Annotated in this window: 19 protein-coding genes; 5 read left to right on the top strand and 14 right to left on the bottom strand. The window is 70.7% G+C overall.

The annotated features are described in order from the left end of the window. Positions 1 to 8: 8 nt before the first annotated feature. Genes WMF19_RS42670 through WMF19_RS42660 form a run of 3 tightly spaced genes read right to left on the bottom strand, consistent with a single transcriptional unit; the run spans position 9 to position 3542 of the window. Positions 9 to 833 (bottom strand): hypothetical protein, encoded by an 825-nt coding sequence (locus tag WMF19_RS42670; protein ID WP_437895622.1) that lies wholly within the window; start codon positions 831 to 833, stop codon positions 9 to 11. Then, positions 824 to 2875 carry a hypothetical protein gene (locus WMF19_RS42665; RefSeq protein WP_437895621.1) on the bottom strand — a complete coding sequence of 684 codons (2052 nt, stop codon included), beginning with the start codon at positions 2873 to 2875 and terminating at the stop codon, positions 824 to 826. The genes WMF19_RS42670 and WMF19_RS42665 overlap by 10 nt, the downstream gene beginning before the upstream one ends. Before the next feature lie 13 nt (positions 2876 to 2888). After that, positions 2889 to 3542 (bottom strand): peptidoglycan-binding protein, encoded by a 654-nt coding sequence (locus WMF19_RS42660; RefSeq protein ID WP_437895620.1) that lies wholly within the window; start codon positions 3540 to 3542, stop codon positions 2889 to 2891. Between the two features lie 246 nt (positions 3543 to 3788). Between WMF19_RS42660 and WMF19_RS42655 the strand changes: the two genes are divergently transcribed. Continuing rightward, positions 3789 to 4358 carry a hypothetical protein gene (locus WMF19_RS42655; protein ID WP_437895619.1) on the top strand — a complete coding sequence of 190 codons (570 nt, stop codon included), beginning with the start codon at positions 3789 to 3791 and terminating at the stop codon, positions 4356 to 4358. A gap of 52 nt (positions 4359 to 4410) precedes the next feature. On the opposite strand, the gene WMF19_RS42650 is transcribed toward WMF19_RS42655, so the two are convergent. The 4 genes from WMF19_RS42650 to WMF19_RS42635 all read right to left on the bottom strand — a co-directional run bounded on the left by WMF19_RS42650 (position 4411) and on the right by WMF19_RS42635 (position 10136). Then, the gene (locus tag WMF19_RS42650) at positions 4411 to 5142 is read right to left on the bottom strand and encodes a ferritin-like domain-containing protein (RefSeq protein ID WP_437895618.1); all 732 of its coding nucleotides are present in this window, start codon (positions 5140 to 5142) and stop codon (positions 4411 to 4413) included. Beyond that, entirely contained in the window at positions 5139 to 5864 is a 726-nt protein-coding gene (locus tag WMF19_RS42645; RefSeq protein ID WP_437895617.1) for a hypothetical protein, read from the bottom strand. Before WMF19_RS42645 ends, WMF19_RS42650 begins: the two co-directional genes overlap by 4 nt. 192 nt (positions 5865 to 6056) lie before the next feature. Continuing rightward, positions 6057 to 8819 (bottom strand): protein kinase domain-containing protein, encoded by a 2763-nt coding sequence (locus tag WMF19_RS42640; protein ID WP_437895616.1) that lies wholly within the window; start codon positions 8817 to 8819, stop codon positions 6057 to 6059. A 381-nt stretch (positions 8820 to 9200) separates the two neighbouring features. Continuing rightward, positions 9201 to 10136 (bottom strand): AraC family transcriptional regulator, encoded by a 936-nt coding sequence (locus tag WMF19_RS42635; RefSeq protein ID WP_437895615.1) that lies wholly within the window; start codon positions 10134 to 10136, stop codon positions 9201 to 9203. A 92-nt stretch (positions 10137 to 10228) separates the two neighbouring features. Between WMF19_RS42635 and WMF19_RS42630 the strand changes: the two genes are divergently transcribed. Next, a complete protein-coding gene (locus tag WMF19_RS42630) occupies positions 10229 to 11110 on the top strand; it encodes an NAD-dependent epimerase/dehydratase family protein (RefSeq protein ID WP_437895614.1) in 882 nt (293 codons plus the stop codon). A 233-nt stretch (positions 11111 to 11343) separates the two neighbouring features. Here the strand turns inward: WMF19_RS42630 and WMF19_RS42625 are convergent, their stop codons facing one another. Genes WMF19_RS42625 through WMF19_RS42615 form a run of 3 tightly spaced genes read right to left on the bottom strand, consistent with a single transcriptional unit; the run spans position 11344 to position 15715 of the window. Then, complete coding sequence (locus tag WMF19_RS42625; RefSeq protein WP_437895613.1) at positions 11344 to 13452, bottom strand: caspase family protein; 2109 nt, start codon at positions 13450 to 13452, stop codon at positions 11344 to 11346. Next, entirely contained in the window at positions 13452 to 14432 is a 981-nt protein-coding gene (locus WMF19_RS42620) for a trypsin-like serine peptidase (RefSeq protein WP_437895612.1), read from the bottom strand. The genes WMF19_RS42625 and WMF19_RS42620 overlap by 1 nt, the downstream gene beginning before the upstream one ends. Then, positions 14429 to 15715 (bottom strand): metallophosphoesterase family protein, encoded by a 1287-nt coding sequence (locus WMF19_RS42615; RefSeq protein WP_437895611.1) that lies wholly within the window; start codon positions 15713 to 15715, stop codon positions 14429 to 14431. Before WMF19_RS42615 ends, WMF19_RS42620 begins: the two co-directional genes overlap by 4 nt. A 207-nt stretch (positions 15716 to 15922) precedes the next feature. Here WMF19_RS42615 and WMF19_RS42610 point away from each other — a divergent pair, with 207 nt between their 5' ends. Together WMF19_RS42610 and WMF19_RS42605 are read left to right on the top strand one after the other, a co-directional pair. Beyond that, complete coding sequence (locus WMF19_RS42610; protein WP_437895610.1) at positions 15923 to 16846, top strand: AAA family ATPase; 924 nt, start codon at positions 15923 to 15925, stop codon at positions 16844 to 16846. Between the two features lie 15 nt (positions 16847 to 16861). Beyond that, positions 16862 to 20767: a hypothetical protein gene (locus tag WMF19_RS42605; protein WP_437895609.1), complete on the top strand. Its 3906-nt coding sequence runs from the start codon at positions 16862 to 16864 to the stop codon at positions 20765 to 20767. A 98-nt stretch (positions 20768 to 20865) separates the two neighbouring features. Here WMF19_RS42605 and WMF19_RS42600 read toward each other — a convergent pair whose 3' ends face one another. After that, positions 20866 to 21429: a hypothetical protein gene (locus WMF19_RS42600; RefSeq protein ID WP_437895608.1), complete on the bottom strand. Its 564-nt coding sequence runs from the start codon at positions 21427 to 21429 to the stop codon at positions 20866 to 20868. A gap of 116 nt (positions 21430 to 21545) precedes the next feature. Between WMF19_RS42600 and WMF19_RS42595 the strand changes: the two genes are divergently transcribed. Beyond that, positions 21546 to 23477: a hypothetical protein gene (locus tag WMF19_RS42595; protein ID WP_437895607.1), complete on the top strand. Its 1932-nt coding sequence runs from the start codon at positions 21546 to 21548 to the stop codon at positions 23475 to 23477. A gap of 38 nt (positions 23478 to 23515) precedes the next feature. Here WMF19_RS42595 and WMF19_RS42590 read toward each other — a convergent pair whose 3' ends face one another. From WMF19_RS42590 to WMF19_RS42580, 3 genes are read right to left on the bottom strand one after another with little or no spacing between them, the layout of a single operon-like run. Then, positions 23516 to 24784, bottom strand: a complete 1269-nt coding sequence (locus WMF19_RS42590; protein ID WP_437895606.1) for an MFS transporter — start codon at positions 24782 to 24784, stop codon at positions 23516 to 23518. Further along, positions 24781 to 25197, bottom strand: a complete 417-nt coding sequence (locus WMF19_RS42585; RefSeq protein ID WP_437895605.1) for a hypothetical protein — start codon at positions 25195 to 25197, stop codon at positions 24781 to 24783. The genes WMF19_RS42590 and WMF19_RS42585 overlap by 4 nt, the downstream gene beginning before the upstream one ends. Before the next feature lie 2 nt (positions 25198 to 25199). Continuing rightward, on the bottom strand, positions 25200 to 25826 hold the full coding sequence (locus tag WMF19_RS42580; protein ID WP_437895604.1) for a YdcF family protein: 627 nt from the start codon (positions 25824 to 25826) through the stop codon (positions 25200 to 25202). Between the last annotated feature and the right edge of the window lie 21 nt (positions 25827 to 25847).

Here is a 25847-nt window from a genome sequence, read left to right as displayed (position 1 = left end):
CCTGTTCATCACCGATGGCTCCGCGCCCACGCGATCTCGCTCTGCCCGGCCGCGATCGCGTCCATCCACGCCGCAAGCCCCGGATACGCCGCCTTCACCTGCTGTGCGTACCCGGCGAACGCCCCGGGATCTCGCGCGGCCTGGAGCTCCGCGGCGAGCCCGCACGCCTCGGGCGCGAACACGCCGCCGAGCACGCGGAGCCGCGCCGGGTCGACCGCGGCGAGCTCCTCCGGGCCGTGAATCAGGTACTTCATGAGCCTCAGGTACCGCAGCGGATCGCCCGGATCGGCGGGCGGCGCGAGCCGGGTCGGATCGGACGGCGGCCGGCGGAGCCAGCGCCCGAACGAGCCGGCCGCCTCGACCTCTGGCCGGAGCTCGTCGAGCAAAGCGCGCTCCGCAGCCGTGGGCTCCCGGAAGCGAAGCCGTCCGCGGCCGCTCGCGGCGACGTGCGGCGGGGCTCCGTAGAGCAGCACGCCGTCAACCTCCCCCGCCGCCAGATCGTCCGGCAGGAGCTCGGCGATCTCCACGAGGAGCCGGCGGACCTCGCCGGCCCGCAGGCGGAAGCTCGGCGCCGAGAGATCGGGATCCACCACGGCCGTAGGCGCCTCCTCGAAGAACGGCTCCGCCTCGCCCGGCCGCCATAGCCTGATGCCTACCGCGCCCCGCAGCGCCGCGGGCGACGGCAGCGGCAGCCGCATGAGCGACGCGCCCGGAGGCACGCTGCCGATCGTGATGCCCACGAACATCGGAAAGCCGAGCACGTACTCCGGCTCGACATCGATGCCTACGAGGGCCGGGCCCGGAGGTGTGATGTCCGGCGCGCTCACTTCCACGCGAGCCCCTTGTTGTCCTCGAGGTGGACCCGCCTCACCTCCTTGAGGTGCCTGCCGCAGACGTCGCTGCCGGTCTTCCCGGACGTCCCCCGGATGAGGTTGCGCTTGTCGTCCAGCATCCAGTTGGGCCTGTAGTTCATGCAGCACGTCTTGTCCCGCGGCGCGCGGAAGTCGAAGTACCCGCACTTGTGCGGCATACCGAACGCGTGGACGAGCTCATGAACGATGGTCCCGACGATGCGGCCGCGGTACGTCGGCTTTGGCAGGCCGGTGCCCGCGTCGCGGTAGGCGCTGTGGTGCGTGAACATGATGGTCCGGCCGGCGAAGTACTCCTTGCCCTTGGCCGTCACGGTGGGGCTGATACCGGCGGTGTAGAAGGCGCCCGGGTTGAACAGCTTGGCCTTCACGTTCGCGGCCATCCCGTAGCCGCCGGGGGTCACGGCGCCGCCCTTCTTCCGGAACCTGGGCGAGTAGTTGAACCGCACCTTGTACGCATGGGCGATCGACCCGTCGCCCGCCGTGAAGTCCGGCTGAGCGTCGTGCTCCACGATCCAGCAGCGCGTGATCGGGCCGGCCGCCGTCGTCTCGGTCTGTACGCTGAACAGGTTGAAGCCGACCGTCTCCGAGCCGGAGGTCAGCTCGGCGAAATCCACATCGGGGAACGTCCCTGGAACCTCGAAGAACTCGGAGAGGTTGGCGCCGGCGCCTGCGCTCTTCAGCTCGACGTCCCCCTCGAAGACCTTGTCGCCCTTCTTGATCGGCAGAGGGTGCGGCTCCATCGCGGAGATGACGCAGAACCAGCCAGGGTTCGACTTGTTCGAGAACACCTTGTTCACGTAGGCCACGCACTCGGTCTCGAGGTCGTCGTCCTTGGGCGCCATGTGCGGCTGGTCCGGCACCTCTTTCTCCGGCTCGCAGTCGAGCTGGACGCAGCACGGCTCGAACGGCACGGGCACCTCGTCCATGGGCAGGACGAACGCGCTCTTCATGCGGATGGACTCGACCCGGATCCGGTGCCACATCGTCATGATGCCGGTCTCGGCGCCGAACCCCTCCACGTGCGTTGCAGCGTCGATGTCCGCCCGGAGGAGGAAGTTGTCCCCGGCCGTGTCCGGGCAGTGGAAGACGACCTTGCTCTCGTCGCCGACGATCGTCGTCTTCGCCTCTGTCGCGGCCGCGGACGCGAGCGCGAAGCCGGCGACCGCCTCCCAGGGCGGGCTCTTCGCTGGCTTGCCCTCGTTGTCGGCCGCGCGCGAGCCCTGGTGGTTGCCGGCGGCGTCATAGTCCTTCTTGTCGACGTACGCCCCCCACGCGGCGTGAAAGCCGGGATCGTCGTTGGTCGGGTCGTCCGGCTCGACGACCGTCCACCGGATCTTCGCGTCCGCGGGGAGCTTCCCCCGCTGGATCGTCACCTTGGCGGTGAGCTGGATGAGCTGTTTGTCCTTGGTCCAGCTCCCGGCGAGGTCGCTGTTGAGGTACACCCGGCCGAGGTGGTCCTGGCTCGTGTACCCGGGCCTCGCCTCGGCGCGCTTCACCCCCGGCGCGCCCGGCGAGACGGGCGCATGAAGCCCCAGGATCTCCGTGATGGAGACGAGCACGGTGTTCGGCACCCGCAGCGTCGCGCGCGTCTTCTCCCCCTCGGCGACGCGGGGCACGGGCGCTGCGCCCGGCGCTCCGGGCACCTCGCGCGTGAGCACGTCGCAGCGCAGGAGCGGACCTCCGCCGAGCTCGTGGACCCGGGTCGGGTAGGGGCTGCTCAGGCTGCCCGTCACGGCGCCGAGGCGCTTCGGCCCGGCGTCGCCCAGATCGTCCCAGATCTCGACGGCGACCGGGATCGCCCCGTTCGCGGCGACCTCGCGCTTCCACGGGACCGCCTCCGCCGTCAGATCGACCTCCTTGGCGCCAGCCGGGATCGGCTTGCTGCGCCCGAAGCGCCGCCCGGCGATGAAGCCCAGCGCATACGGCTTCTTCGCGCCGGCGATCAGCCCGTCGACGCCGAGGACCTTCTGGAGGGTGATCGTGACCGCGGCCGTCTGTGCCATTCGTTCCTTCTCGTCACGCGCCGTCGTGGCGTTTCAGGAGCTTCGCGCGCGTCGCGTCGTCGAGGACCCCGGTCGGCGCCAGCCCCGACGCCGACTGGTACCACGCGACCGCATTGGCCAGCTCGGGCCCGTCCTTGCCGTCCACCTCGCGCGAGAAATAGCCGAGGTTCTTGAGGCGCCCCTGGACCCCGCTCGGGACCTCGATGGGATCGAGGTGCCCGAGCTTCAGCGCCCAGGTCACCCCGCCGGCGCGCGCCGTCTCGTTGCCCGGCGTGTCCGGCCAGGCCGCGAGTTCGGCGTCCTCCAGGTCGGCGGGGATGGGGTGCTCGATGGGGCTCTTGCCGTCCGTCGTCCCGGCGATGACGACGTCGCGGTACGTCAGCTCGTACGCGAACGGCTCCTCGACCTCGAGCAGGAGGCGGAGCATCGTCTTCGGGACCTTGACCGTGAAGACGTGCTTCCCGCCCGTCGGGACCTCGACCTCCTTGGGCGCCGCGTCCGGGATGACGAGCACGTCGCCCGGATAGATGAGGTTCGGGTTGGGGCGCTTCTTCTTGAACTCGGCGTTGTCAGGATGGTTGTAGATGAGCCGCCAGTCGGAGAAGCCGTACTTCGGGGCGATGCTCGAGAGGCACTCTCCCTGTCGGACAACATGCTGGTGGGGCATCGGTCATCCCATCATCCCGGAGCGAGCATCCGCGAGCAAGCGATGCGACGAGCACCGTAGCTCGCCCGAGCGGCGCCCTCAAGCGCCGCGAACGGGCCGGCGCGCACGGCCGCGAGGAGCGGGGGCGACCGGGAGGCGCGACGGCCAAGGCCACGCGCATCAAGGCCCTGATCCGCTCCTGACTCGCGCTTGACTCTCCCCCGCGCGGCGTGATGCCATGGAGGCCAGGGGCGAATCGAGAACGCCATGCACGACCGCTGGGGTTTCGGCTACTTCCCTGACAAGGTGTGGATCGCGCGGCGGTATGGTGCGCCGTTGCCGGACGGGGCCAAGGCCCTTCCTGCGCTGGAAGCGACGTCACGGCTGGAGGCGTGGCTCGCCGACGCCGTCCACGGCAGGGTGCTCCTCGCCGAGATCGGCGAGGCGCTCGGCTTTCCGGTGTCGACGGGGCCTTCGTTCGATCCGAGGGCGCTCGGAGCGCGGCTGCGGGAGGCGCTGCTCGACGGCCGCCTCCACGCCTACCGGATGCCGTACGTCGCTTCCGGCGCGCCCTTCGCGCCGCCTGAGCTGCTCGAGCCCGACGACCCAGAGCCTGCGGCCAGGGAGGACAAGACATGGGTCGAGATTCAGCTCATGGACGATGGGGACCCGCCGCAACCCGTCCCGTTCAAGAGATACCGTATCGAGCTGCCGGACCGCTCCGTTCGCGAGGGACTGCTCGATCAAAACGGGCAGGCCCTGATCGTCGGCATCGATGCCGGGACATGCAAGATATCGTTCCCTCAGCTCCACGCGGACGACTGGCGGCCCGCCTAGGCGCACGTCGCCCTCCGGGCTGGTCTGGCCCGGCATGCTCTTGCGGCGACGATCAGCAATCGAAGAAGCGGCGAAGCCCGGGGCGGATGACCTCCTCGATGGTGTCATCGAGCAACACCCGGGCTTTCAGGCCGCTGCACAGCCCGAGCTGCTCCCCGTCCGGCGGGGCGTCGTGGGCCGGTAAGTGCGCGTGCTCGTGCTCCACGAGGTGCCGGAACGCGACGGGCAGGTAGCGCTCGATCGCTTGCCGCTCCGCCGAGGAGAGCTCCGGCGCGACCTGCTCGAGCAGGCGCCAGCCGAAGCGGGCGTGCCCGACCTCGTCGGCATAGATGCGCGTCAGCAGATCGAGCAGCGGCCCGGGCGGCATCTCCAGCCGCTCCGCGCCGATGAGGGCCACGGCCACCGTCTCGCTCATGCAGCAGATGTGTATCACGTTGCGGAGCGCGGCGGCGCGGGGGGGCGCGTCGCGGTGCAGGGGGAACTCCGGGCGTTCCGGGACGCTCGCGGTCGCCGTCCCGCCGAGTGCCTCCACCACGGCGCCGCAAAGGATCCCGTGATGGCGCTCCTCGTCGGCGAAGCCCCGGCATGTGTCGGCGAGCTCCGGCGGGAAGCCCGCCCCGGCGAGCTGGCATGCGAGCGCCTCGAACACGGCCGACGACCCGTGCTCGTTCACCATCCGCGCGTGCCAGGTGCCGATCGCCGACGGGAACAGCGCCGCGGGATACCCGCTCACGAAGGCACGCGCGCGCGCCTCGCCGCGGAGATCGAGCGTCGCGGCGTTCATGCGACCTCCGACGGGGCATCGTAGGCGTCGAGCGCCGGCGGGACCGGGGGGCCCCAGGGCGTGCAGTACTTCTCGTTGTAGAGCTCCGCCTCGGGAGCGACAACGTCACCGAAACAGCAGACTTGCCGGACGGGCTCTGCCTCTCTGTAGGAGATCGCGTCGGCGCCAACACCCACGATCAGCGCCGTGCAGCAGTTCACGAAGGAGGCGTCGCCAGCGAGGGCCGCCCGCTGCTCCTCGGAGAACCCCGTTCCGGGGGCAGGCACGCGCTGCGCGGTGTAGTCAAGGCAGCAATCGAGCTCCGCGCGAGGGCGAGCCTCCGTGTCGTCGAGGTTCACCTGCTCGGCGCACGCGAGCCCGGTTGGAGCGGGCGGGGAGCCACCCGCTCCGCCCGCGCCACCCTCATCGGGTGTCGGAACGAGCCCACTCCCCGTCGAAGCTTCCCCACCGCCGCCGGTCGTCGCACCGACTCCGGTCGTCGCACCGACTCCGGTCGTCGCACCGACTCCGGTCGTCGCACCGACTCCGGTCGTCGCACCGCCGCCGGCGGGCGGCGGGGCGTCCGGCACTTCCGCCGGGATCTCCTCGTCGGGATCCAGCGGTGACGACTGCCCACCAGAGACGTAACGTCCGTTGCAGCCCGCCAGGGCGCCACAGGCCAGCGCTCCCAGCGCGACCCTTGCTGCTGCACGCAATGCTGCCCGCCTCGTCTCCTCACGCATAAGTTCTCCTCCAGTAAATAGGTCGTTTGCCGCAGGGCGCGGCGCGAGCCGAGCTCTCGGCCCATGTGCACCAGTGTAGGCGCGCAGCACAGCGAAGAGAATCTGCATTTTCGGCACATCATTGAACTGAAATTCAGAACAATGGCGCCGCCGGTTCCCATGGCCGGACCCCGGCACGAAGAGCGGGAGCGGTCACTCGACCGGTCCGCAGGCGATCGCCTTCATCCTCGCCCGCGTCTGCTCGGCGGTCACCGAGCGCGGGCTGGCGTTCCCCCAGCGCTCGATCACGCTCGCGTAGGCCTCGCATGCGCCGGAGATCTCGCCCATCTGCTCGAGGGCCTGACCGAGAAACCAGAACGAGCGGACGTACCTTACCGGCCAGCCCAGCATATCGCACGTCGTGACCGCCTTGCGAAGCGTGGGGATCGCATGGCGAGGCATGCCCGCGAGGTAAAAGACCGCGCCGACATCCGCCTGGACCTCTTGCCCGACTTGATTGCTCATCAGCGTGGTCAGCGGCAGCACGGGGACGGCCTCCGCCGCCTCCTCGGGGTGCTCGATCCACCGCGCGTAGGCCTGCACCACGGCGGAGCGCGCAGGATCCGCCGCACCCTGCACGCGGGACCGCGACAGGAGCTCGGCCACCTTCTCCTGGAACTCGGCCCTGGCGATGAGGCCGGCATGCAGCATGACGCGCAAGAGGTCCGGCGAGCCGCCGGCGCAGGCGCTATAATTATCAAGACACGTCTTGGCGATGTCCGCTGCCTCGCGCCTGCGATCGGTCTCGAGGCAGACATCGATGAGCGCGCGGACGACATCGGCGTGCCCCGTAGAATCCGCGCTGATGTACATGCGCGCCTGCCGTAGCTGGTCCTCGGCCTGCGAGAAATTGCCCAGGATCGCGTTCAGGTTCGACTCGTCGAGCAGCGCGGTAAAGCGCCGCTCCTTGTGCGGCAGCGAGACCCGGCTCTGCCGCATCGCCTCGCGGACCGCGTCGAGAGAGCGCCCCTGCGCATAGCTCGACCACGCAAGCCTGCGAAAGATCAGCCGGCTCCTTCCGCTCGTCATGGGCCGCGTGAGCCACAGGTCCTCCTCGACGTCCGCGCAGCGGCCGAGCGCGCTGTGGTGCTCGCTCCGGATCTCGTAACAGCTGGCCGCCGTGGGCGAGATCGCGAGGCACCGGTCGATGGCGGCAGCGGAGTCGTTGAAGCTCCCGAGCTGCCACAACGACCTCGCCAGCGCGGCCCATCCCTGCGCGTACTGGGGGTCGATCCCGATGGCCCGCCTCGCCGCAGCGACGCTGGTATGGACGTCCGATCGCAGCGCGCAACGCGCGAGGAGGGCCAACAGCTCCGCGTCGCGATCATACGGGTGCTGCGCCGTGAGCGCGGTCAGCCGCTCCGCGCAGCGCGCCGTATCCGCGGGGTCGCGGCCGAGCGCGGGATCCATGGCCGCAAGGAGCGCTCGATCGCGGGGGTCGAGCGCGGCGCTCAGCTCCTCTGCGCGCTGATAGTGCTCCCGAGCTTCGGTGAGCTCCGGCGCGTAGATCGCGAGGCGAAGGTGCGCATCGGCAAAGGAGTCATCGATGGAGATCGCCTGCCGCAGGCCGTCCACCGCCTTGCCCTCGTTGGCATCGCGAGCGGCCTGGAGCGCGGCGCTGTACAGGGCGAGCGCCGAAGTAGAGCTGGAGCGCGGCCCGGGAACGGTGGTCGCCGCGACCGGACGAGGCCCTCCGCGCAGCGCGAGCGCCCCAGCGATGACGGCCGCGAGCGCCATCGCGAGGCCGATCTTCCAGGCCGCCGCCCGCAGGCCGAGGCGTCTTCCGGTCGAGCGGAGTTCATCGCGGCGCGCCGCGGCGCCGAGGCGCTCGGTCGCGGCCAGGGGGTCCACCACGTCTCCATCCGCCGCCTCGCCGCCCGGCGCCCTGGGCGGCTCGGAGAGGCGCAATGCGGGCGGCTCCGGCGCGCTGAAGCTCGGCGCCGCGCCCTGCGCGAACGGCGCGAGCGCGCGAGCGACCTCGCCCAGGTCGGAAAGCCGAGCCTGGCGGTCCGTCGACAGCAACCGGCCAACCACCCTGGCGAGCTCCCGGGGCACGTCGGGCGCGACCTTTTCCAGCGGGGGAATCGCGCCTGTCACGATGATCTTGAACACCTGGCCGACGTTGTCGGCCCGGGTCGGGAGCACGCCCGAGAGGCATTCGTAAAGAATGAGGCCGAGCGACCAGTTGTCGGTACGGTGATCGATCTGTCGGTCTCCGAACGTCTGCTCCGGCGACATGTAGCAGGGCGTGCCAAGCCTCGTCCCGCTCTCGGTGAGCCCCGTCGTCTGGGCGTCCTGTCCGCTCGTGGCCGTCAGCTTCGCGATGCCGAAGTCGAGGACCTTGACCCGCTCGCTCGATCCGTCGACAAGGAAGATGTTCTCCGGCTTCAGGTCGCGGTGGACGATGCCCAGCGCGTGCGCCGTCCCGACCGCCGAGATGACCGGCAGGAAGATGGAGGCTACCTCGCCGAGGGGCAGCCTCGGCTCGCGACGCAGCCTGCTTGCGAGCGACTCGCCGGACAGGAGCTCCATGACCATCACGGGCGCCCCGCTCTCGATCTCGACGTCGTGAACCTCGACGACGTTGGGGTGGCGGACGCTGCTCGCGAGCTTCGCCTCGCGCAGCAGGCGCATGCCCACCGCGCCGCGCATGGCCCCGCCCTTCACGAACTTGAGCGCGAACGGCTTGCCAGTCAGCGTGTGGCTCGCGGCCCAGATCACGCCCATGCCCCCTTCACCGAGCAGCCGATCGAGCCGGTACCGGCCGGCGACGACGGCGGCTGGACGCCACGTATGCCGTGCGCGCTCGTCGCCTTCGCCGCGCTCGTCGCCCTCACCCGGCGGAGAGTCTTTTCCCGGAGCGGGTTGGGTCGCCTCGAGGCCCTGCGTCAGGTCCGCTCTCGATGCGATACGCACGGCAGCCTACGCTACCCGACCGGCCCCCCCTGTCCAGATCGGAAACGAACGCGCCCGACGTGCTGTCAGCCCAACAGGAAGGCGGTAAAGCGAGGACACGTTTGCAAGTGCAAGGATCTTCCCGCATCCCTGCAAATATCTTTGGGCAGCGAACAGCACCACAATGCACCCGACGGCCAATCGCCCCCGTCCTTCTTGCTCAATTTGCCCGCTGAAAAGGGCTGCAAGTAAGGGAATTTCTCAGTCTCGCCACAGCTCATCGCGTATGCGTCCCGATCCATCCGCTCGCTCGACGGGTGCCGAGCCATAACGCCGTGGCTCCAAGGACATCGTCTCACCAGATAGCGCGGTCGAGCAAAGAGACGCAGCGCTCTCTGAAGCTCAGTATCCTGGCTCGCGGTCCCTGGATCGGTACGCCCCAGGCGGGACCCCGACCTCCCGGCGAAACGCGACGTTGAAGGCCGCCTCGTCCTGGTAACCTACGGACGACGCCACCTCGGCGAGCGCGAGCCCGGGGCGCTCTCGCAGCGTCTCCTTCGCCAGCTCCATGCGCCAGCGCGTCAGGTGGCGGAGCGGGCCCTCTCCTACGTGCTCGCGGAAGGCGAGGGCGAAGCCCGAGCGGCTCATGCCGGCCTCCCGCGCGAGCGAGGCCACGGTCCACGCGCGGGCCGGGCCTTGGTAGAGCGCGTCCAGGGCGCGGGCGACGCGCTCGTCCGCGAGCGCCGCGCGAAAGGACCCAGGCGGCGCGGGGCGCTCGAGCTCCGCGCGGATGGCCTGCAGGAGGAGCAGCTCCGCGAAGCGAGCGGCCATGACCGGCGCGCCCGGCCGCCGGCCGCGCACCTCGTCGCGGATGCCGTCCAGGAGCCGGCCGAGGCCGGGCACCGGCTCACCCTCCCCGCCGTCGAGGAGGACCACGGAGGGCAGCGCGCGGAGCAGCAGCGACCGCCCGGCGCCCGTGACGTGCATGGCAGCGCAGAGCACCACCGTCCTCGCGCCGTCGCCGCCCAGCCGGCGCCGCACCGCCTGCACGCCCGGCCGAGGCGGCGAGAGCCAGCGCTCCTCGTCGACGACGGCTGCCCCCGGCCGGTGCCTCAGGCAATGGGGGACGCCGTGCGGCAAGAGCAGCAGATCGCCCTGGCCGACGCGGATCTCTCGGCCGTCCAGCTCCAGCCACATCTCGCCTTCGAGGAGGTGGTGGAGCAGGACGATCTCCCGGCGGCCGATACGAGCACCCCACGGCGCGCCGAGCTCGACGCGGCCGAAGAGGCTGGTCTCGATGCGCACGTGGCGGAGCAGCGCTGTCAGGACATCGGGCATTGGACGATCACAAAAGAGCGCTGGACTCTATCACATGGAGGGTCCCCCGGCCCGTCGCCATGGTTCAGCCACCGATTCACGAGGAGGCAACCATGGACGTTTTCATCACCGGCGCGAGCGGCTTCATCGGATCTGCGGTCGCCCGCGCCCTTGTCGCGCGCGGGCACCGGGTGCGCGGGCTCGCGCGCAGCGACGCGTCGGCAGCGAAGGTGCGGGCCGCCGGCGCGGAGCCGATCCTGGGGAATCTGTCGCAGGTCGATGTGCTCGCGCGCGCGGCGGCGGCCGGCGACGGGGTGGTGCACACCGCGGCGACGACAGGAGAGGATCGCCCGGCCACGGACGAGGCGGCGGTCACGGCGATGCTCTCGGCCATGAGCGGCGGCGTCTTCATCACGACGACCGGGGCGCCCCGCGCGCGCTCCTCGCGGGTGCCCGTGCCGGAGGAGGAGAGCGTCAACCCCGGCGGAGCGCTCGAGTGGCTCGTTGCGGCCGAGTCGCGCGTGCTCGGCGCGGCGGGCGTCCGCGGCCTGGTCGTGCGGCCGCCCATCGTCTATGGCGACGGCGGAGGTCCGGTGGCGGGCCTGGTGCACGGCGCGCGCGCCGCGGGGGTGGCGCGTACTATCGACGATGGCGAGAACCGCTGGTCCACCGTCCACGTGCGGGATCTGGCGGTGGCCTACGCGATGCTGCTGGAGTCGGACGCGAGGGGCGTATTCCACGCCGCCGAGGCGTCGCCCGAGCCCATGGCGGCGCTCTTCGCGGCGATAGCCGACGCCGCCGGGGTCCCCGTGGGCTCGTGGAGCCTCGCGGAAGCCCTCGCAGCGCACGGCCCCCTCGCCGGCTTCCTGGCCATGGACGCCGCCCTCGATGCGACGAGGCTGCGCGGCCTGGGCTGGTCGCCGGAGGTCGGAGAGGCGCTCGGAGGCGTCTGCGGCGCCCTGCGCGACCCAGGGCAGGGATATCGCGCGCCATGAGAAGCGCCGCAGGGCCGCGGGCGCGCTCCGCCTAGCCGACAGGAGAACGCGCTGCGGCGGGCATTCGAGGAGACCTTGCTGCCACAGGACACAACTACCCGGATACGCGCACCTCCCCTCCGCAGCCCGTAGGACGGATCGCCCGCCGGGGTGTACAAGGGCGCGCTGCGCTGGCTGCGCGCCCAAATCGGAGCGCTTTGCGCGCATCCTCCTCGGAGGGCGCGCCCACCGCGTCATGGCTGCCAGGCCGCGCTGGGCAGCGCCGGCGCTCGCCACAAAGCCCAGGGGCCGGTCAGGGACAGGACCATCCCGAGCTCCTTGAAGACTCCGCTCGGGCGCATTGCCAGCGCGCCCTCCAGCCAGAAGGGGTAGACCGGCACGGGGGGGCAAGGGCGGCTCGTGTCGAGGAGGCATTGCAGGCCGAAGACGTCCGGAAGCTCCGGATACCGCGACGCCAGCGCGCCGCAGAGCTGCCGCGCCTCGTCGAGGCGCGCGTCGGCGATGAGCGCATGGCACGCGGCGGGCCCGACGACGGCATCCACCAGCGTGTCGAGCGACTTTCTCTCGAATGTCGCGGTGCCGTCGACGATCGCGTCCTCGATGCGCGCCAACCGGAGGACATTCTCCAGCTGCGATATCGAGTCTCCTGGCCCAGCACTGTGCCTGTTCGGGATGGCGAGGCAGAACAGACGCGGGCTCGCCCCAGGTCGGCTCTCTACCACGAGCAAGGTCATGTGCTCGGGCAGGAGCGGCGGTGCGGCCGCCAGCAGCTGTCTACCTGGCAACGAGACCGTCACGAGCAACGGCTCGGTCGAGACCCGACCCGCTGCCCAGACCGCGTGCGTGAAGCGCATCTCCTGGGCAAGCGCGAAGCGCGGCGGCTCGCCTGCGCGCTCGAGCGATATGGACGGTCGATCGTCGCCCACGACGAGCACCAGCACGCCCTGGCTGCCCGGGAGCATCCCGCACTCCAGATCAGGAGCGAAGCGCCTTAGAACGGAGCTGGTCGGGTCTGTGCGCAAGGAGATCCACTGCGTCGCCGCGAGCGCCAGCAAGACCGGCACGCCATCCGCGAGGTCGAGCCGCCGGTACACGGGCACGCCAGCGAGGATCAGCGTCCCGAGGAGCTCTTCGGCGAGGCCATGGGGGCTCGGACCGCTCCTGAGCGGCCGCAACGTGGCGCTCTTCCGCCCAAGAAAACGTGACTCCAGCTCACGCATCGAGGGAGAAAGCATCTTCTCGAGCATGTCCGGCATGTCGAAGTCGAGCGGCACTCCCAGAACCAGCGGCTCGGCATCACGCCGGCGCAGGGCGACGCGAACCTCCATGTCCTCGAAGACGCCGACGGGGCCGGCAGGCTCGACGGTCGCGGTGAAGTCCGTGGAGTGAACGTCGAACCGGTAGACGCCGGTCTTCAGCTCGATCTGCATCGGATTGCTGATGACCTCGATCTCACGCCCGGCGCTCTCGTCCGCATCCGGCCGGGTGATCCGCAGGCTCAGGGCGGTTCCCGCCTCGTAGCCGACGACGAACGTCACCGTGCAGGTGTACACCGGGACGGGGCGCACCTCCCGGATCACGGGGTCACCCTTGCCGGTCGGCTCCACCTCCTGCGGCTTGAGGCGCTCGTTCATGTACTCCGCGAGCGAGCTGAAGGTGACGACGAGGTTGGAAGACCGCCAGATCTTCGAGCTGCCCACCGCGTTCAGCCCGTCGAGCAGCGCGGAAGCATAGGGGCTGCCCAGGGGACCGCCGCTCGCCGCAGCGGCGCCGCTCGTGGTCGACTGCAAGACGAACTGATCGGGCCTGCCGGTGACCGACGGCCTGAGGTCGTTGATGTTCAGATCTCCGCCAAAGATCATGAGCTCCGCTTCGTTGCGGCACGCGTCGATGAACATGAAGTGGCGGCCCTTCCCTCCCAGGTTGCACAGCACCCGGCAGAGCACGTCGACGCGCAGGGCGGGATCCGTGTCCTCGAGGTGCTGAAACTCGGATGTCGTGATGAGATCGACGGAGGACTGGGGCCCGTCCTTGAACGAAAAGCCGTGGCCAGAGTAGTAGAAGTAGAGCCGCTCGGTCGCGTCTTTCCAATGCTTCCCGATCGCCAGGAGGCTCTTCCGGATCGCGTCCCGCGTCGCCGGCAGCGTGCCTGCGGGCTGTGGTTCCCCCTCGACGCCGAGGTGGAAGACGACGTTCTCCGGCGGGACGCCGCCCGTCGTCGTGACCCAGTCGCGGAACACGAGCGCGCCCTTGTCGGCGTTCTTGAACGACCCCGAGAGGCCGACGATGTTCGGGTAATCGCGGATCGCGATGAGGATCGCGCGCCAGCTCGGGTTCGGCATCAGTCGGCCCAGCGCTCGATCTTGTCCTTGAGGTCGGGCCTCCTGGCGAGGCTGTCGGCCGACACGGCCACGTTGTACCAGCCGTTCAGACCGTAGACGTGTACGCCGAGCACGTTCCCGGTCGCCACCTCCAGCATCGGGGAACCCGAGTTGCCGCCCAGCGTGCAGCAGTCGTGGCGGAACTCCCCGGACAGGAGCTTGATGATCTCGCCGGGCGCGACCCGCTTCACGTCGAACGGCTCCCCGAAGATGGCCACGCCGATCCCGAGGTTGCGGCTCGCGTCCTTGCGCGGGTAGCCGACCGCCGCGACCTCGGCGTGGAGCGCCGACGGCCGGCTGGAGAGGACGAGCGGCGCGACGCTGTCAGGGGTCCTGTCGATCTTCAGGAGCGCGATGTCGAGCTCCACGTCCAGGAACATCACCGAGACCACGTCGATGGGGGGGTTCGGATCGAGGGTGTTGCGCTCCTGCCCGAAGCGCACGGTCGCCTGGCCGCGCATCAGGCGCCCCACGCCGAGCGAGATCTCCATCACCACGTGCCCGGCCGTCATGACGAGCTCGGGTCCGACCAGGAAGGCCGTTCCCTCGGGCGCCCCTTCCGCGCGGTCGACCCGGCAGACGGCGCGCAGCCACACCGCGGAGCGCTGCATGAAGGCGCCCCACTGTCCGGGGCGCCAGCGAGGCTCGGCGTCGGGCAGCGCCGGCGCGGGATCGACGATCGCGCCCTGGGTGACGAAGAGCGGCGTGCGCAGGAGCCGCAGGCACTGCGCGAGCGACGCGAGCTGCGCCGGGTTCGGCAGCTCGCCGGCCTGCAGGAGATCGACCGCCATCTGCGCGCTCGCATCGTCGATGCCTGCGCTTGGCGGCACGAGGCCACGCGGATTGTTGATCGCCTCCTTGACGCGCTGGCCCTGCAGCGTTCGCTCCGCGGCGCGCCGCCACATCGCCACCTGCTCGGCGAGGTCCTTGTGCTCGCTCATGGCGTGAGCTGCTTCGCGTAGATGATCTCGCCCGTCGGCCTGTGCAAGTGCTCGACGAGCGACGGCCCGTCGAAGACGAGCGACGCATACCCGTGCGCGCCATACTCCTCGGGCTTGGCCTTGGGCGCGACATAGGGGTTCGGGTCGTCGAGCAGGCGCCCTCCAGGCGATCTCGCGCTCGGCTTGAAGATGCGCCAGTGCGATGAGCCCAGCTCGCTCTGGTGCTTCAGCCCGGTGTTGCCCTTGTACCTGAAGTAAGGAAAGCCGCCGTGCCCGATGCAGCGGCCGTGGAGCTTCCAGGCCGGGTGCTCGTCGTAGATGAACGCGCAATGCTCGTGGCCCCAGTACCAGGCGAAGATCTTGTGCGCTTCGAGGAGCGGCTTGAGCGCCTGGACGAGCTTCGGGCCACCTCTCTCGAGCTCGCTGAAGGGCTGGTGGTGCGACAGGAGGATGACCCGGCGCGCGCCCGCGGCGGCGACGTTCTGCCGGATCCAGTCGACCTGCTGCGCGTCGAGGTCGTGCTCGTCGTACCCCGTGTCGAGCGCGAGGATGAGCCAGTCGGCGTTGCGCAGGGCGAAGTAGCTGGACTCCTGCTTGAGCGCCGGGAGGGCCTTGTTGAAGTAGCCGTGACCGCCGGAGTACATCTCGTGGTTCGAGTTGAGCGCCCGGCCGATGACGCCTTCGCCGTGGGGCCAGTACGGCAGGAAGCGCGTCTCGATCTCGTGCTCGGTCCCGGCGTAGTAGACGTCGCCGAGGTGGATCGCGTACGCGTAGCCGGGGGCGCCGAGCTGGGCGCCCACCCGGGGCGCTCCGTAGAGGCCAGAGCCCCAGTCGCCGGCGATGCCGATCCGGCACTTCGGGGATAGCTCCTCGGGGCCGCCGGTGGGGCGCTTCTGGGCCACCTTGTCGAGCTTTCCCAGCCAGCTGAGCAGGCTGAGGCCCCAGCGCAGATCGCGCTCGTCGAACTGGATCTCCCTCGACGCCAGCGCTGCCTGCTTGGCGTCGCGCTCCTCGGCTTTCTCGGCGAGCCACGATTGCAGCCGCGCTCCGAGCGCGGCGTCCGGGGAGCTCATGATGCCTGGACCGAGATCCGCGTTCGCGATCTGGGCCCGCGCGGCGCTGAGCTTCACGAAGAGCTCCTGGCGCTGCTTCTCGGTCAACGCTTCGGCGGGATCGGCGGCGTCTGGCATGCCTTCGGGCGTGGCCGACTCCGCGAACAGACGCTTCACGACGTCTGCGGACACGACGGCCTTCGGACTGCCGTGCGGCTTGTGCTGGTCCATGGTCCCTCCTTGGGAAAGGGGCGCGATTTTCGAAGCAATCATAGAAGCATGCCCCGCGCAAGGCCAGAGCAGGTGAGCGCGCAGCGCCTCGGCCGCCCGGACAGCCGCGTGGTCGACGCGTGCGCCTCGCGGTGACCGCCGGCGGCGCCCGCAGGGAGCCCCCTCGGGCGCGCTCCATGGTACAACCGGCCTCCGGAGGATTGCACCGTGCCCGATGCGTTCCGGATCCTCGACCCCAGGCGCCGCGACGCCTCGCAGCGCAAGGCCTTCGATGCGCAGGAGATCCCGCAGGCGATCGGTAGCCACAGGGTCGCGGCGGAGCACTTCCAGCCGCACGAGGAGCTCGTCCTGGCGATCAACGCCGCCCTCGCAGTCGGCGCGCCGCTGCTCGTCACGGGCGAGCCCGGGACAGGCAAGACCCAGGTCGCCTTCTGGGTCGCCTGGCACTTCGGCATCGAGGATCGCCTGTTCCCCTTCTACGTCCGCTCGACCTCGGTGGCGAGCGATCTGCTCTACCGCTTCGATACGGTAGGCTACTTCCACGCGGCGCAGGATCCGAACCTCAAGGGCCAGCCGATCAATAAAGGCAAGTTCGTCCAGGAGGGGGTGCTCTGGAGGGCGTTCCTCGCCGAGGGGCGCGCGGTCGTGCTGATCGATGAGATCGACAAGGCCCCTCGGGATTTTCCCAACGATCTGCTCAACGTGCTCGAGCAGCACAGATTCACGGTGCTCGAGACCGGCGAGGAGGTCGGCCGCCGCGGAGGGGGGCCGCCGCCGCTCGTGGTGATCACCAGCAACAGCGAGCGGCGCCTGCCCGAGCCGTTCCTGCGCCGGTGCATCTTCCACCACATCGAGTTCACCCCGGAGCTCGTGCGCCGGGCAGTGGACGCGCGGATGGGCGACTTCCCGCGCCTCGACGAGACCACGCGAGAGGTGGCGATCAAGCGCTTCTTGGAGCTGCGCGACCGCGATCTGCGCAAGAAGCCGGCGACGTCCGAGCTGCTCGTATGGCTCACGCTGCTGAGCGCGCGCGGCAGCGTCTCCGCCGCCGAGCTGCAGCGCATGCCGCTCCGATCGCTGCCGGCGCTCTCGGCGCTGATCAAGGACCGGGACGATCTGGCCCAGCTCTGAGCGGCCGGCGGCGCGATGAGCTCGGATCTGGGGCTTGAGGCGCTGTTTCAGGCGCTGCGGCAGGCGGGGATCACGGTCGGCGTGACCGAGACGGTGCGGCTGCACCGGGTGCTCTCGCTCGACGCCGACATCGACCTGCCGACGCTCCGCGGGCTCGTGGCCGCGGTGATGGTCAAGTCGCTTGCGGACCGGGCACGGTTCGAGCGCGTGTTCGACGCGTGGGCGGCCGGCGCGGAGGCCGCGCTCGCGCTGCGGGAGCGGGCCCGCCCTGCTTCGCGGCTCCCGCTGCTGGAACCCGAGCCCGATCGGGCCGGGAAGAACCTGCGGAGGTTGCGGAAGCTCACGGTGCTCGTCGCTGTGCTCGGAGGGCTCGTTGCGCCGGTCGCCGCCATGCTCACGGCCGTGGATTGGTCTGCGCACATCCCGGAGGCGAAGAGCGGCGTCAATGCGGACACCGGCGCGCGTGTCGAGGTGGATGCCGGCGCCGACGTCGATGCCCCCGCCGAGGTCAATGCCTCCAACACGAGCGCTGCTCCCGAGGTGCTCGATGCTGCCGCCGGAACCGATGCCGGCGCCGACGTCGATGCCCCCGCCGAGGTCAATGTCTCCAACACGAGCGCTGCTCCCGATGAGCTCGATGCTGCCGCCGGGGCCCATGCTGCCGCCAGAACCGATGCGGCCGCCGGGGCTTATGCTGCCGCTGGGGCCGATGCTGCCGCCAGAGCCGATGCTGCCGCCAGAGCCGATGCTGCCGCCAGAGCCGATGCTGCCGCCAGAGCCGATGCTGCCGCCGAGGCCGATGCTGCCGCCGAGGCCGATGCTGCCGCCGAAGTAACGCCCGACACACGGACGTTCGAGGCACTCGCCCCTGAGTTTCGAGAGGTTTCCCGGCTCGACGGCCGGCTCGGCCTCGCCCTCACCCTCTTCGCCTGTGGTACCGCTGCCGGCCTCTGGATCGGGATGCGCCGCCGCTTCTACCTTCCGAAGCCCGCGCCTGCGCCCTCTCGCCCAGGCCCTCCCGAGGTCTCGCTGTCGAGCCCTCCGCGCCGCGGTCTCGAGCTCCTCGATGCGCGCTCCGAGGACGCGCTCGTCTGGGGCATCGGTCGCTTGATGACGGAAGAGGTATCGGACGCGCTCGACGCGGATCGTTCGGTAGAGGCCACCGCGCGCGCCTTCGGCTTCCCCACCCTGCATCTGCAGCGGCAGGGCCGGCACCACACCGTGTGGCTCTGGGTGGACGAGTCCTCGCCCGATCCCACGATCGGCCGGCTCGCCCGCGAGATCGTCACCGCCTTACGCCGGGTCGGCCTCCCGGTCGAGCAGGCCGCGTTCTGGGCCGTGCCGGACTGGCTGGCGACGCCCGATGGGATGAGGTTCACGCCGGCCGATCTCGAGGAGCAGCAGAGCGACGCGATCGTCGCTGTCCTCACCGACGGACAGGCATTCTCCATCCGCCACGCGGGCGTCGATCGGCAGCCCCGCCTCACCCGGCTCCTGCGCACCCTCGCCCGCTTTCCACGGCTCGCCTTCATCGACTTCGGGCAAGGGCGCTCGGGCCTCTCCGGCATCGCCGGCGCCCACCGCATCCCGGTTCTCGAGCCCGAGGACGCCGCGCTCTTTCTGGCCGGTGGCCGGCTCCCGCCGAGACGCGAGCCCGTCCGCCGCCGGCTCGACGGCGATGCCCGCGCCTGGGCCGCCGCGTGCGCGCTCAGCCCGCGGCCGGTCGACGAGGAGACAGCCTTCGCCCTCCGGCGCGCGCTCGGCCTGCGCGTCTCGCCATGGTTCATCCAGGCGCTCCACCGCGAGGCCACGGAACCAGGCGGGCTGCTCGACTGGTCGTTCCCGGTCCGGGTGGCGCTCTGCGACTGGCTGCGCCGAGCGGAGCAGGGACGGGGGAGCTTGCTCGAGCGCGCGATCCGCTTCTGGCGGATACGCTACGCGACGGAGGCGAAAGCGCGACGGCAGGCGGATGCGACGGTGCCGTGGATCGGAACGCCCGCCGAGCGGGCGTTCCGGATCGAGCGAGCGCTGATCGATATCTGGGACCGGCCGGACCAGGCGGCCCGCGAGCTCTTCTCCCATATGGGCACGGATCTCGAGGAGGCGGTGAAGCGCCGCTCGGCCGCGCTCGCGCCGCGCGAGGCAGAGGGAACGAGGACCGCGATCGTGCTGCCCTGGTCTCTGCGAGACCGGCCTGACGAGGTGCGGGTGATGCTGCAGGCGATCGGCTTCGGCGTAGCGGCCGGCGTCTCTGGCGCGGAGACGATCCGCGGACGACCTGGGCGCTTCTGGCTTGCCGTGGGGCTCGCCGGTGGCCTCGGGTTTGGCGCGGCGGCGAATCTGCTCGGTCGAGATGTCGACATCTGCGCGGTGGACGATACGGGCGCGTGGTGTCAGGTGGCGATGCAGGCGAATGGAGATCTCCTCGTCACCGGGGGGCGGGGAGCGCTCTGGACATCGACGACAATCCAGCCGTCTGCGCGTATCGCGCTGACTTTTCACGAAGAGTCTAGGCCTTGCGAGGAGGCTCTGCCAGAAGGGATCATCGTGCAGCGGTGCGGCACGAGCCTCCCGGCTTTCCGAGACCGCGGGCCACAGCCAAGGCGCCGCATTACGGTGATCGAGGTGAGGCCGCGCGATCGTCTCGGTGAAATTATCGCCGATCGCCTGCTCGATTCGCACATCGCGGACATCGTGATCCGCGCGAAGGCACCCCTGGATCTCGACGCCGTGGATGCAGCGCTTAGCCGGAGCTCGTGGGATGGGGGAGATCAGGTGGTGATCCTCCACGCGCTGCGCGAACCGGACGAGTCATCGGATGGAGACACCCGAAAGGTGGGGACGGCTGAGCTCGGCAGACGTTTCGGTCGCGACGTGCTCGAGATCGCACGGAGCTCTGGCACAGGCGTTGTTGAAATCTTCACGCTTCAGGGGCACGAGAGAACAGTGAGATCAATGGCATGGAATCGGGACGGCAAACGCATCGTCAGCGCCTCCTCGGACGGTACGGCGTGGGTGTGGAACGCCGATGGCTCCGGCCGGCCCATCGTCCTAAAAGGGCACGAGGGCTCGGTCTATTCCGCCGCCTTTAGCCCCGATGATCAGCGGATCGTCACCGCCTCCTTCGATAAAACCGCGCGGGTGTGGAACGCCGATGGCTCCGGCCGGCCCATCGTCCTAAAAGGGCACGAGGGCTCGGTCTATTCCGCTGCCTTTAGCCCCGATGGTCAACGCGTCGTCACCACCTCCTTCGACGAGAGCGCGCGGGTGTGGAACGCCGATGGCTCCGGCCAGCCCATCGTCCTGAAAGGGCACGCGGGGTGGGTCAACTCCGCCGCTTTCAGCCCCGATGGTCAGCGGATCGTTACCGCCTCCGTCGACAATACCGCGCGGGTGTGGAACGCCGATGGCTCCGGCCGGCCCATCGTCCTGAAAGGGCACGAGAGCTCGGTCTATTCCGCCGCCTTCAGCCCCGATGGCCAGCGGATCGTCACCGCCTCTTCGGACGGCACCGCGCGGGTATGGGGCGCCGATGGCTCCGGTGAGCCGATCGTCCTGAAAGGGCACGTTGCCCGGGTCGCTTCCGCTGCCTTCAGCCCCGATGGTCAGCGGATCGTCACCGCCTCGGACGACAGAACGGCGCGGGTGTGGAACGCCGATCGCTCTGGCGAGCCCATCGTCCTAAAAGGGCACGCAGGCTTTGTCCATTTCGCGGCATTCAGCCCGGATGGACTGCGTGTGCTCACCACCTCGCCCAATGACGAGACCGCCCGGAGCTGGGACCTCATATCGTCCAGCGCATGGTATGCCCGCACCGGCGCATGCCTCACCGCCGCCGATCGCATCCGCTACCTCGGCGAGCTCTCTATCGATGCGCAGCGGGCTTCTAAAGCATGCCAGCCGCTCCCCCACGCTCCCTAGCCCAGCCGCAAGCCCACACGCCCTGGCACCCGACGCGCATGGCGCTCGCCGAGCGCTTCCTTCCCCCTGGGCGTCACCGCTTGCTCGCCGACGCTTGATCAGGGCTCAGCGCCGGCCCTTGGCGGGGGCTGCGGCGTGGTGGCTTTGGGCTCGCGCGGGCTCGATGAAGGAGGGGAGATGGGGAACTTTGCCGTCCCCGTCGCCGACGACGCTGGAGCAGGGATGCGGGGCTCCGTTGGCGCGCCTGCGCGGTCGTGAACCGTCGCCGTTGCGGTCTCCGGCGGCGCTGGCATGAGCGGGATGTCCGGCGCCGAGCGCGCTCGCAATTCGCGCCAGACCACGACCCCCAGAAGCCCCGCCAGGACCAGCGCCGGCAGCGCCGCCCCGCTGTTCAGCGCGGCTTTCAATCGACCGCCCAGGGTTGGACGCGCCCCTTCGCCCGCAGGGCCCTGCGCCGGCACCGCGATCGGTCTGGCCGAGATCGCGAGCGGCACCGCGGCGGCGACGAGCGCGACGAACCCCGCGATCCCTGCCGCGCTCGGCTCTCGAAGGCACACGAACCCGAGCGCCGCGCCGGCCCCGAGCCCTGCGGCGAGCGCGGGCCCCGCCGGGATCCGGTCGAGCTTCCGGAGCGCTCGCCGAAGGCCGAGATCGCGGACCATGGATCGCATCTTCCACGGGGCGCGCAGGACCCGCAAGCACGCGCAAGGGGACGCCGCGCCGAGCGCAGCTCGGGTACAATCCCCCTGGAGGCTGCATGCCGCGTCAAGACGAGCGCTTGACACTCACCATCGATCTCGCCCGGAAAGGTCGTGACCTGGTCCGCACCTACGTCGTCCCCGCCCAGGGCGAGGTCGCGACCCACGCGAGCCCCTTCGCCGCCATCGGCGATTCCTATCGCGCCGGCGACGCGCGCGGCCTCGCCGCCCTGCACGGCGTGCTCGCCCGCGGCGACAGAGCCGAGCTCGACGCGAGCCTCACCGGCAGACAGCTCGATCAGGCCGGCGCGGCCCTGTTCGAGGCGCTCTTCGGCGCGGAGGAGCAGTGGGTACCGGTGCTCCGCGCGGCCTTCCGGCAGCCCGAGCCGAAGCCGAGGCCCGACCCCTGCCGCTTCCCGCTGCGCGTACGGATCTGCAGCCGTGATCCGTTGCTGCAAGGGCTGCCCTGGCGCGCGGCGATGTGGACCGGCCGCCTGCTGCTCGACGAGGGGTGGACCTTCGAGGTGTGCTTCGAGCTCGACTCGGAGCCCGCCGTCCACTTCCAGGCCCCGGGCTCGATCCTGGTCATCGCCCCGGAGATCGCCGGCACAGCTCCCATCGGCACCGCCGCGCACCTCCGGGATCTCGGCCTGCTGTTCGAGAGCCTCTCGCCCGGGCACGCGGCGTCGCCGCGCTTCCTCGTGGTGAAGACGCCGGCGCAGATCGAGCGCGCGCTGCGAGGGATGCGGCCGGACGTGGTTTACTTCTACGGCCACGGCGCCGTCGCCGACGGCCAGCTCGCGCTCCAGCTCGGCGAGGGCCACCCCGAGCCGACGCTCATGCGCGATCTCGCGCGGCTCATCCGCGCGAGCCCGCCGCGCGTGGTCTTCTTGAACGGCTGCCAGACCGGGCAGGCGGGCTGGCACTCGGCCGGGGCGCAGCTCCTGCCCGACGTGCCCGTCGTGATCGCCAACGCGACGACCGCGTGGTCCGAGATCGCTTCGCGCTTCGCGGTGCAGTGGCTCGGGGCGTGGCTGCGCGAGGGGCTCGATCCGGTCGCCGCCCTGCACCAGCTCGGGGGGCGAGCGTCCACCGAGGGATTTGCCTGGATCACCCCCGTGGTCCACACGCATTACAGCGCCTTCACGACGCTCCGGTCCTCGGCGGCGGATCGGCTGCCCTACTTCCCCCCAGAATGGCTCGACAGGGAGGAGCAGCGCAGCCGGGTATTTGGCTATATCTCCGATCTGGCCCGCGACCCGCGGCGGCGGGTGATCGCGGCGCTCGCCTATGGGTCGCCGGGCAACTCGCTGGAGCGGCTGCCGGGCCAGATCATCGCCCGCGTCGAGAGCGACGCCGGCGAGCGGATGCACATCCGGCACATCGCGCTGAGGTTCCCTGAGCAGCGAACGCCCCGGGATCTCGCCACGAACCTCGCGCACGGGCTCAGGCTCCAGCTCCGCCACGAGGCCACCGCCCCGCTCCAGCACGTGCTCCGCGCCCACGCGCCGCGGCGCATCGGCGGTGCCGTTCCCATCCTCTGGCTCGACTGGGGCGTGTTCGGTGCGCCCCCGCTGCGTCAGCCTGAGCTCAGCCCCGAGCACGTCACGGAGTGGCTCAAGTTCGTCCGCAATGAGATCGCCTCAATCTGTCCGGATGAGCTGCGGGTCATCGCCACCGTGGCGCTCGAGATTGAGTCCTCGAAGATCCCTCGGCTCGGCAGCAAGCTCTCGGCGTTCGAGGCAGATTCCAACTTCCGGAACGCGAAGTTCCGCGTCCGGACGATCCCTCCGCTCAAGGACGTCGAGCTCGGCGATATCCTCGATTACCTTGAGCACGTCGACTGCCCGGCGGACCTGACGCACGAGCTTGCGGGGCTCATCCACCGCACCACGAAGGGGCGCTACGAGGAGACGGTGAACCTCCTGAAGAAGGGCCCACCAGCCTGGTATCCGCTCCGCGATGAGCTTCAGGGCGGAGAGCCCGCGCAAGAGGCTCCCGGAAGCTGGTAGACCGGAGAAGACCCCTGCAGCAGGCCGCGGCAGCCGCCTCACGGCGGAGCGCCGTCGCGCGCGGCGCTCGCCGCGGGCGCCTCCCCTGCTCGCTTGCTGTCGAGGGCGAGCAGACAGAGATAAGAAAAGGCACAAACAACGAGGCTGCCGAACACGAGCATCGGCAGCGAGTAGGCCAGCCTCTCCAGGCCCACCCCCTCGATCAGCTTTCCGGTGAGGGCCGGGAGGACCATGCCGCCTAGGCTGTCGCCGACCAGCACGAGCCCGGTCACGAACGCCGTCATGGGCACGATCTGCCCCGCGAGCGTGAAGCCGCTGGGCCAGAGCGGCGCCATGAAGAGCCCGAGCCCGAGCGCGACACCCCACAGGAGCGCGCTCGAGGGCGGCAGGAGCAGCATCATCGCGGACAGCACCAGACAGCCGCCCAGCCCCACGGGGATGACCTGGCGCGGCGTGAAGCGGATCGCCACCGGGATCGAGAGCAGCCTCCCGATCGTGAACGAGAGCCAGAACCCCGAGGTCAGGTACGCGGCCCCGGTCGCCGAGACGACGCCCAGCGTGAGGGAATAGGTGTAGATCCAGCTCCCGAACGAGATCTCCCCGCCGACGTAGGCGAACAGGTACAGCACCGCGACGAGCACCGGGAGGAGGTGCAGCGAGCGATCCGCGCCCTTCGCCGCGGCGTCCTTCCCGCCCTTTTCCCGGGGCTCGGGGCAGTGCCGCATCGAGAGCACGCCCAGGGCGACGAGGGCCGAGAAGGCGGCCACGGCCCAGTACGCCGCGTGGTAACCGCCCCAGGCCCCCGGGACGCGCGCGACGAGGAGCGGCGACACGAACGCGCCCAGCCCGAAGCAGAAGTGAAGCCCGTTCATGAAGGGGCTGACCTTCTCCCCGTGCGTCCAGAGGAGCAGCGCGTTCGCGCCCGTGTTGACAAACCCCTCCGCGAGACCCCGGCAGAACGCCAGGACCACGAGCAGCCATAACCACGGGACGGCCGGGATGATAGCGAGGCACGCTGCAGCGACCAGGTGCGCTCCCCCGAGCAGGGTGTGCCCGTGCACGCGATCGAACAGCTTGCCTCCCCAGAGCGTACCGAGCGTGTAACCAACCCCCCCGCCGAGGAACAGCGAGCCCATGTCCCCTACGCTCGATCCCGTCTGCCGCGCCAGATCCGGCAGGGTCGGCCCGGTGATCGCCGTGATGAGGCCCAGACAGATGAAGAGCCCGTAGTAGCCGGCCGTCTGGCGCAGCGCCCTGTCGCTCCACCGGCTCGAGACCGGACGCTCCTCCACGGCTGCAGTGCTCATCGCTTCACTCCTTTTGCCCCATGCGGGGGATCGTGTGCCGGCCCCGGCGCGGCCGGGCATCCGGGGGGATCGTCGGCGCGCGAGGCGCCGGCCGTGCGCTCGCGCTCGTGCTCGTGCTCGGTGCGCCACGACTCGAAGGCGAGCGCCTGGAGCGCGGAGAGGACGAGGACGGAGACGTCGGTGTTGACGTAAAGCCAGATGAACCCGAGCCCCAGGCCGCGCACGAGCAGGGCCACCGCCGCCCCGACGGCGACGTTGCCGCCCCAGAACAGGAGGCACACGCCCACGCAGCGGATCGCGCGCCGGAGCGCGGGCGGGAGGAGCCCGGCGCGCATGCCCCGGCGGCGCCCCGCCGCATAGACCACGCAGGACGTGGCCGCGACGACGCCAAGGATGTAGAGCGCGTCCGACACCGCTACACCTCCCCGCGGAGCCGCGACAGCGCGCGCGCCGCGAGCTCCTGGAGCAGCCGGCCGATCGCCGAGAGGCGCTCCCCCGGGATGTTCGACGCCGGCGACCCCTCCGGGACGGGCGCGGCGAGGACCTCGAAGCCCGCGCGCTCGAAGAGCCGGCGCGCGCGCACGATGCGGTGCGCGCCGGTGACGAGCAGGATCCTCCTTGCGCCCCTGGGCAGCAGGAGCTCCGCGCTGCGCTGGGCTTCCACCGCGGTCGTCAGCCCGCGCGGCTCCGTGAGCAGGGCCGGCGCGGGGACGCCGAGGCCCTGCGCGAGGCGCGCGCGCGACTCGGCCTCGCTGGCCGGCCCGTTGCGGCTGCCGAGCATCAGAACGAGCGGCGCTCGCCCCCCGCGGTACAGCGCGACGCCCTCGACGGCGCGCCGGAGGGAATCCTCGGGGAGCCGCCCGTCCGGATCGACGTCCGCGCCGAGGACGACCACGGCGTCGGCCTGCCCGGCGTCGGGCGCCGACGCCATCCAGCGATCGAGCGGCGCGGCCGCCGGGGTGAACGCAGCGACGGCGAAGGCCATGAGCCCGATCACGCCGGCCGCGGTGCTCAGGCGGTCCCACGCTCCTTCCATGCGCATGGCGTCGGATCCCTGGAGCCG

It is taken from the genome of Sorangium sp. So ce124 (assembly GCF_051525235.1).
Classification (GTDB): domain Bacteria; phylum Myxococcota_A; class Polyangia; order Polyangiales; family Polyangiaceae; genus Sorangium; species Sorangium atrum.
Note: the sequence above shows the minus strand (reverse complement) of the source record. Positions and strands in the feature narration are given on the sequence as shown.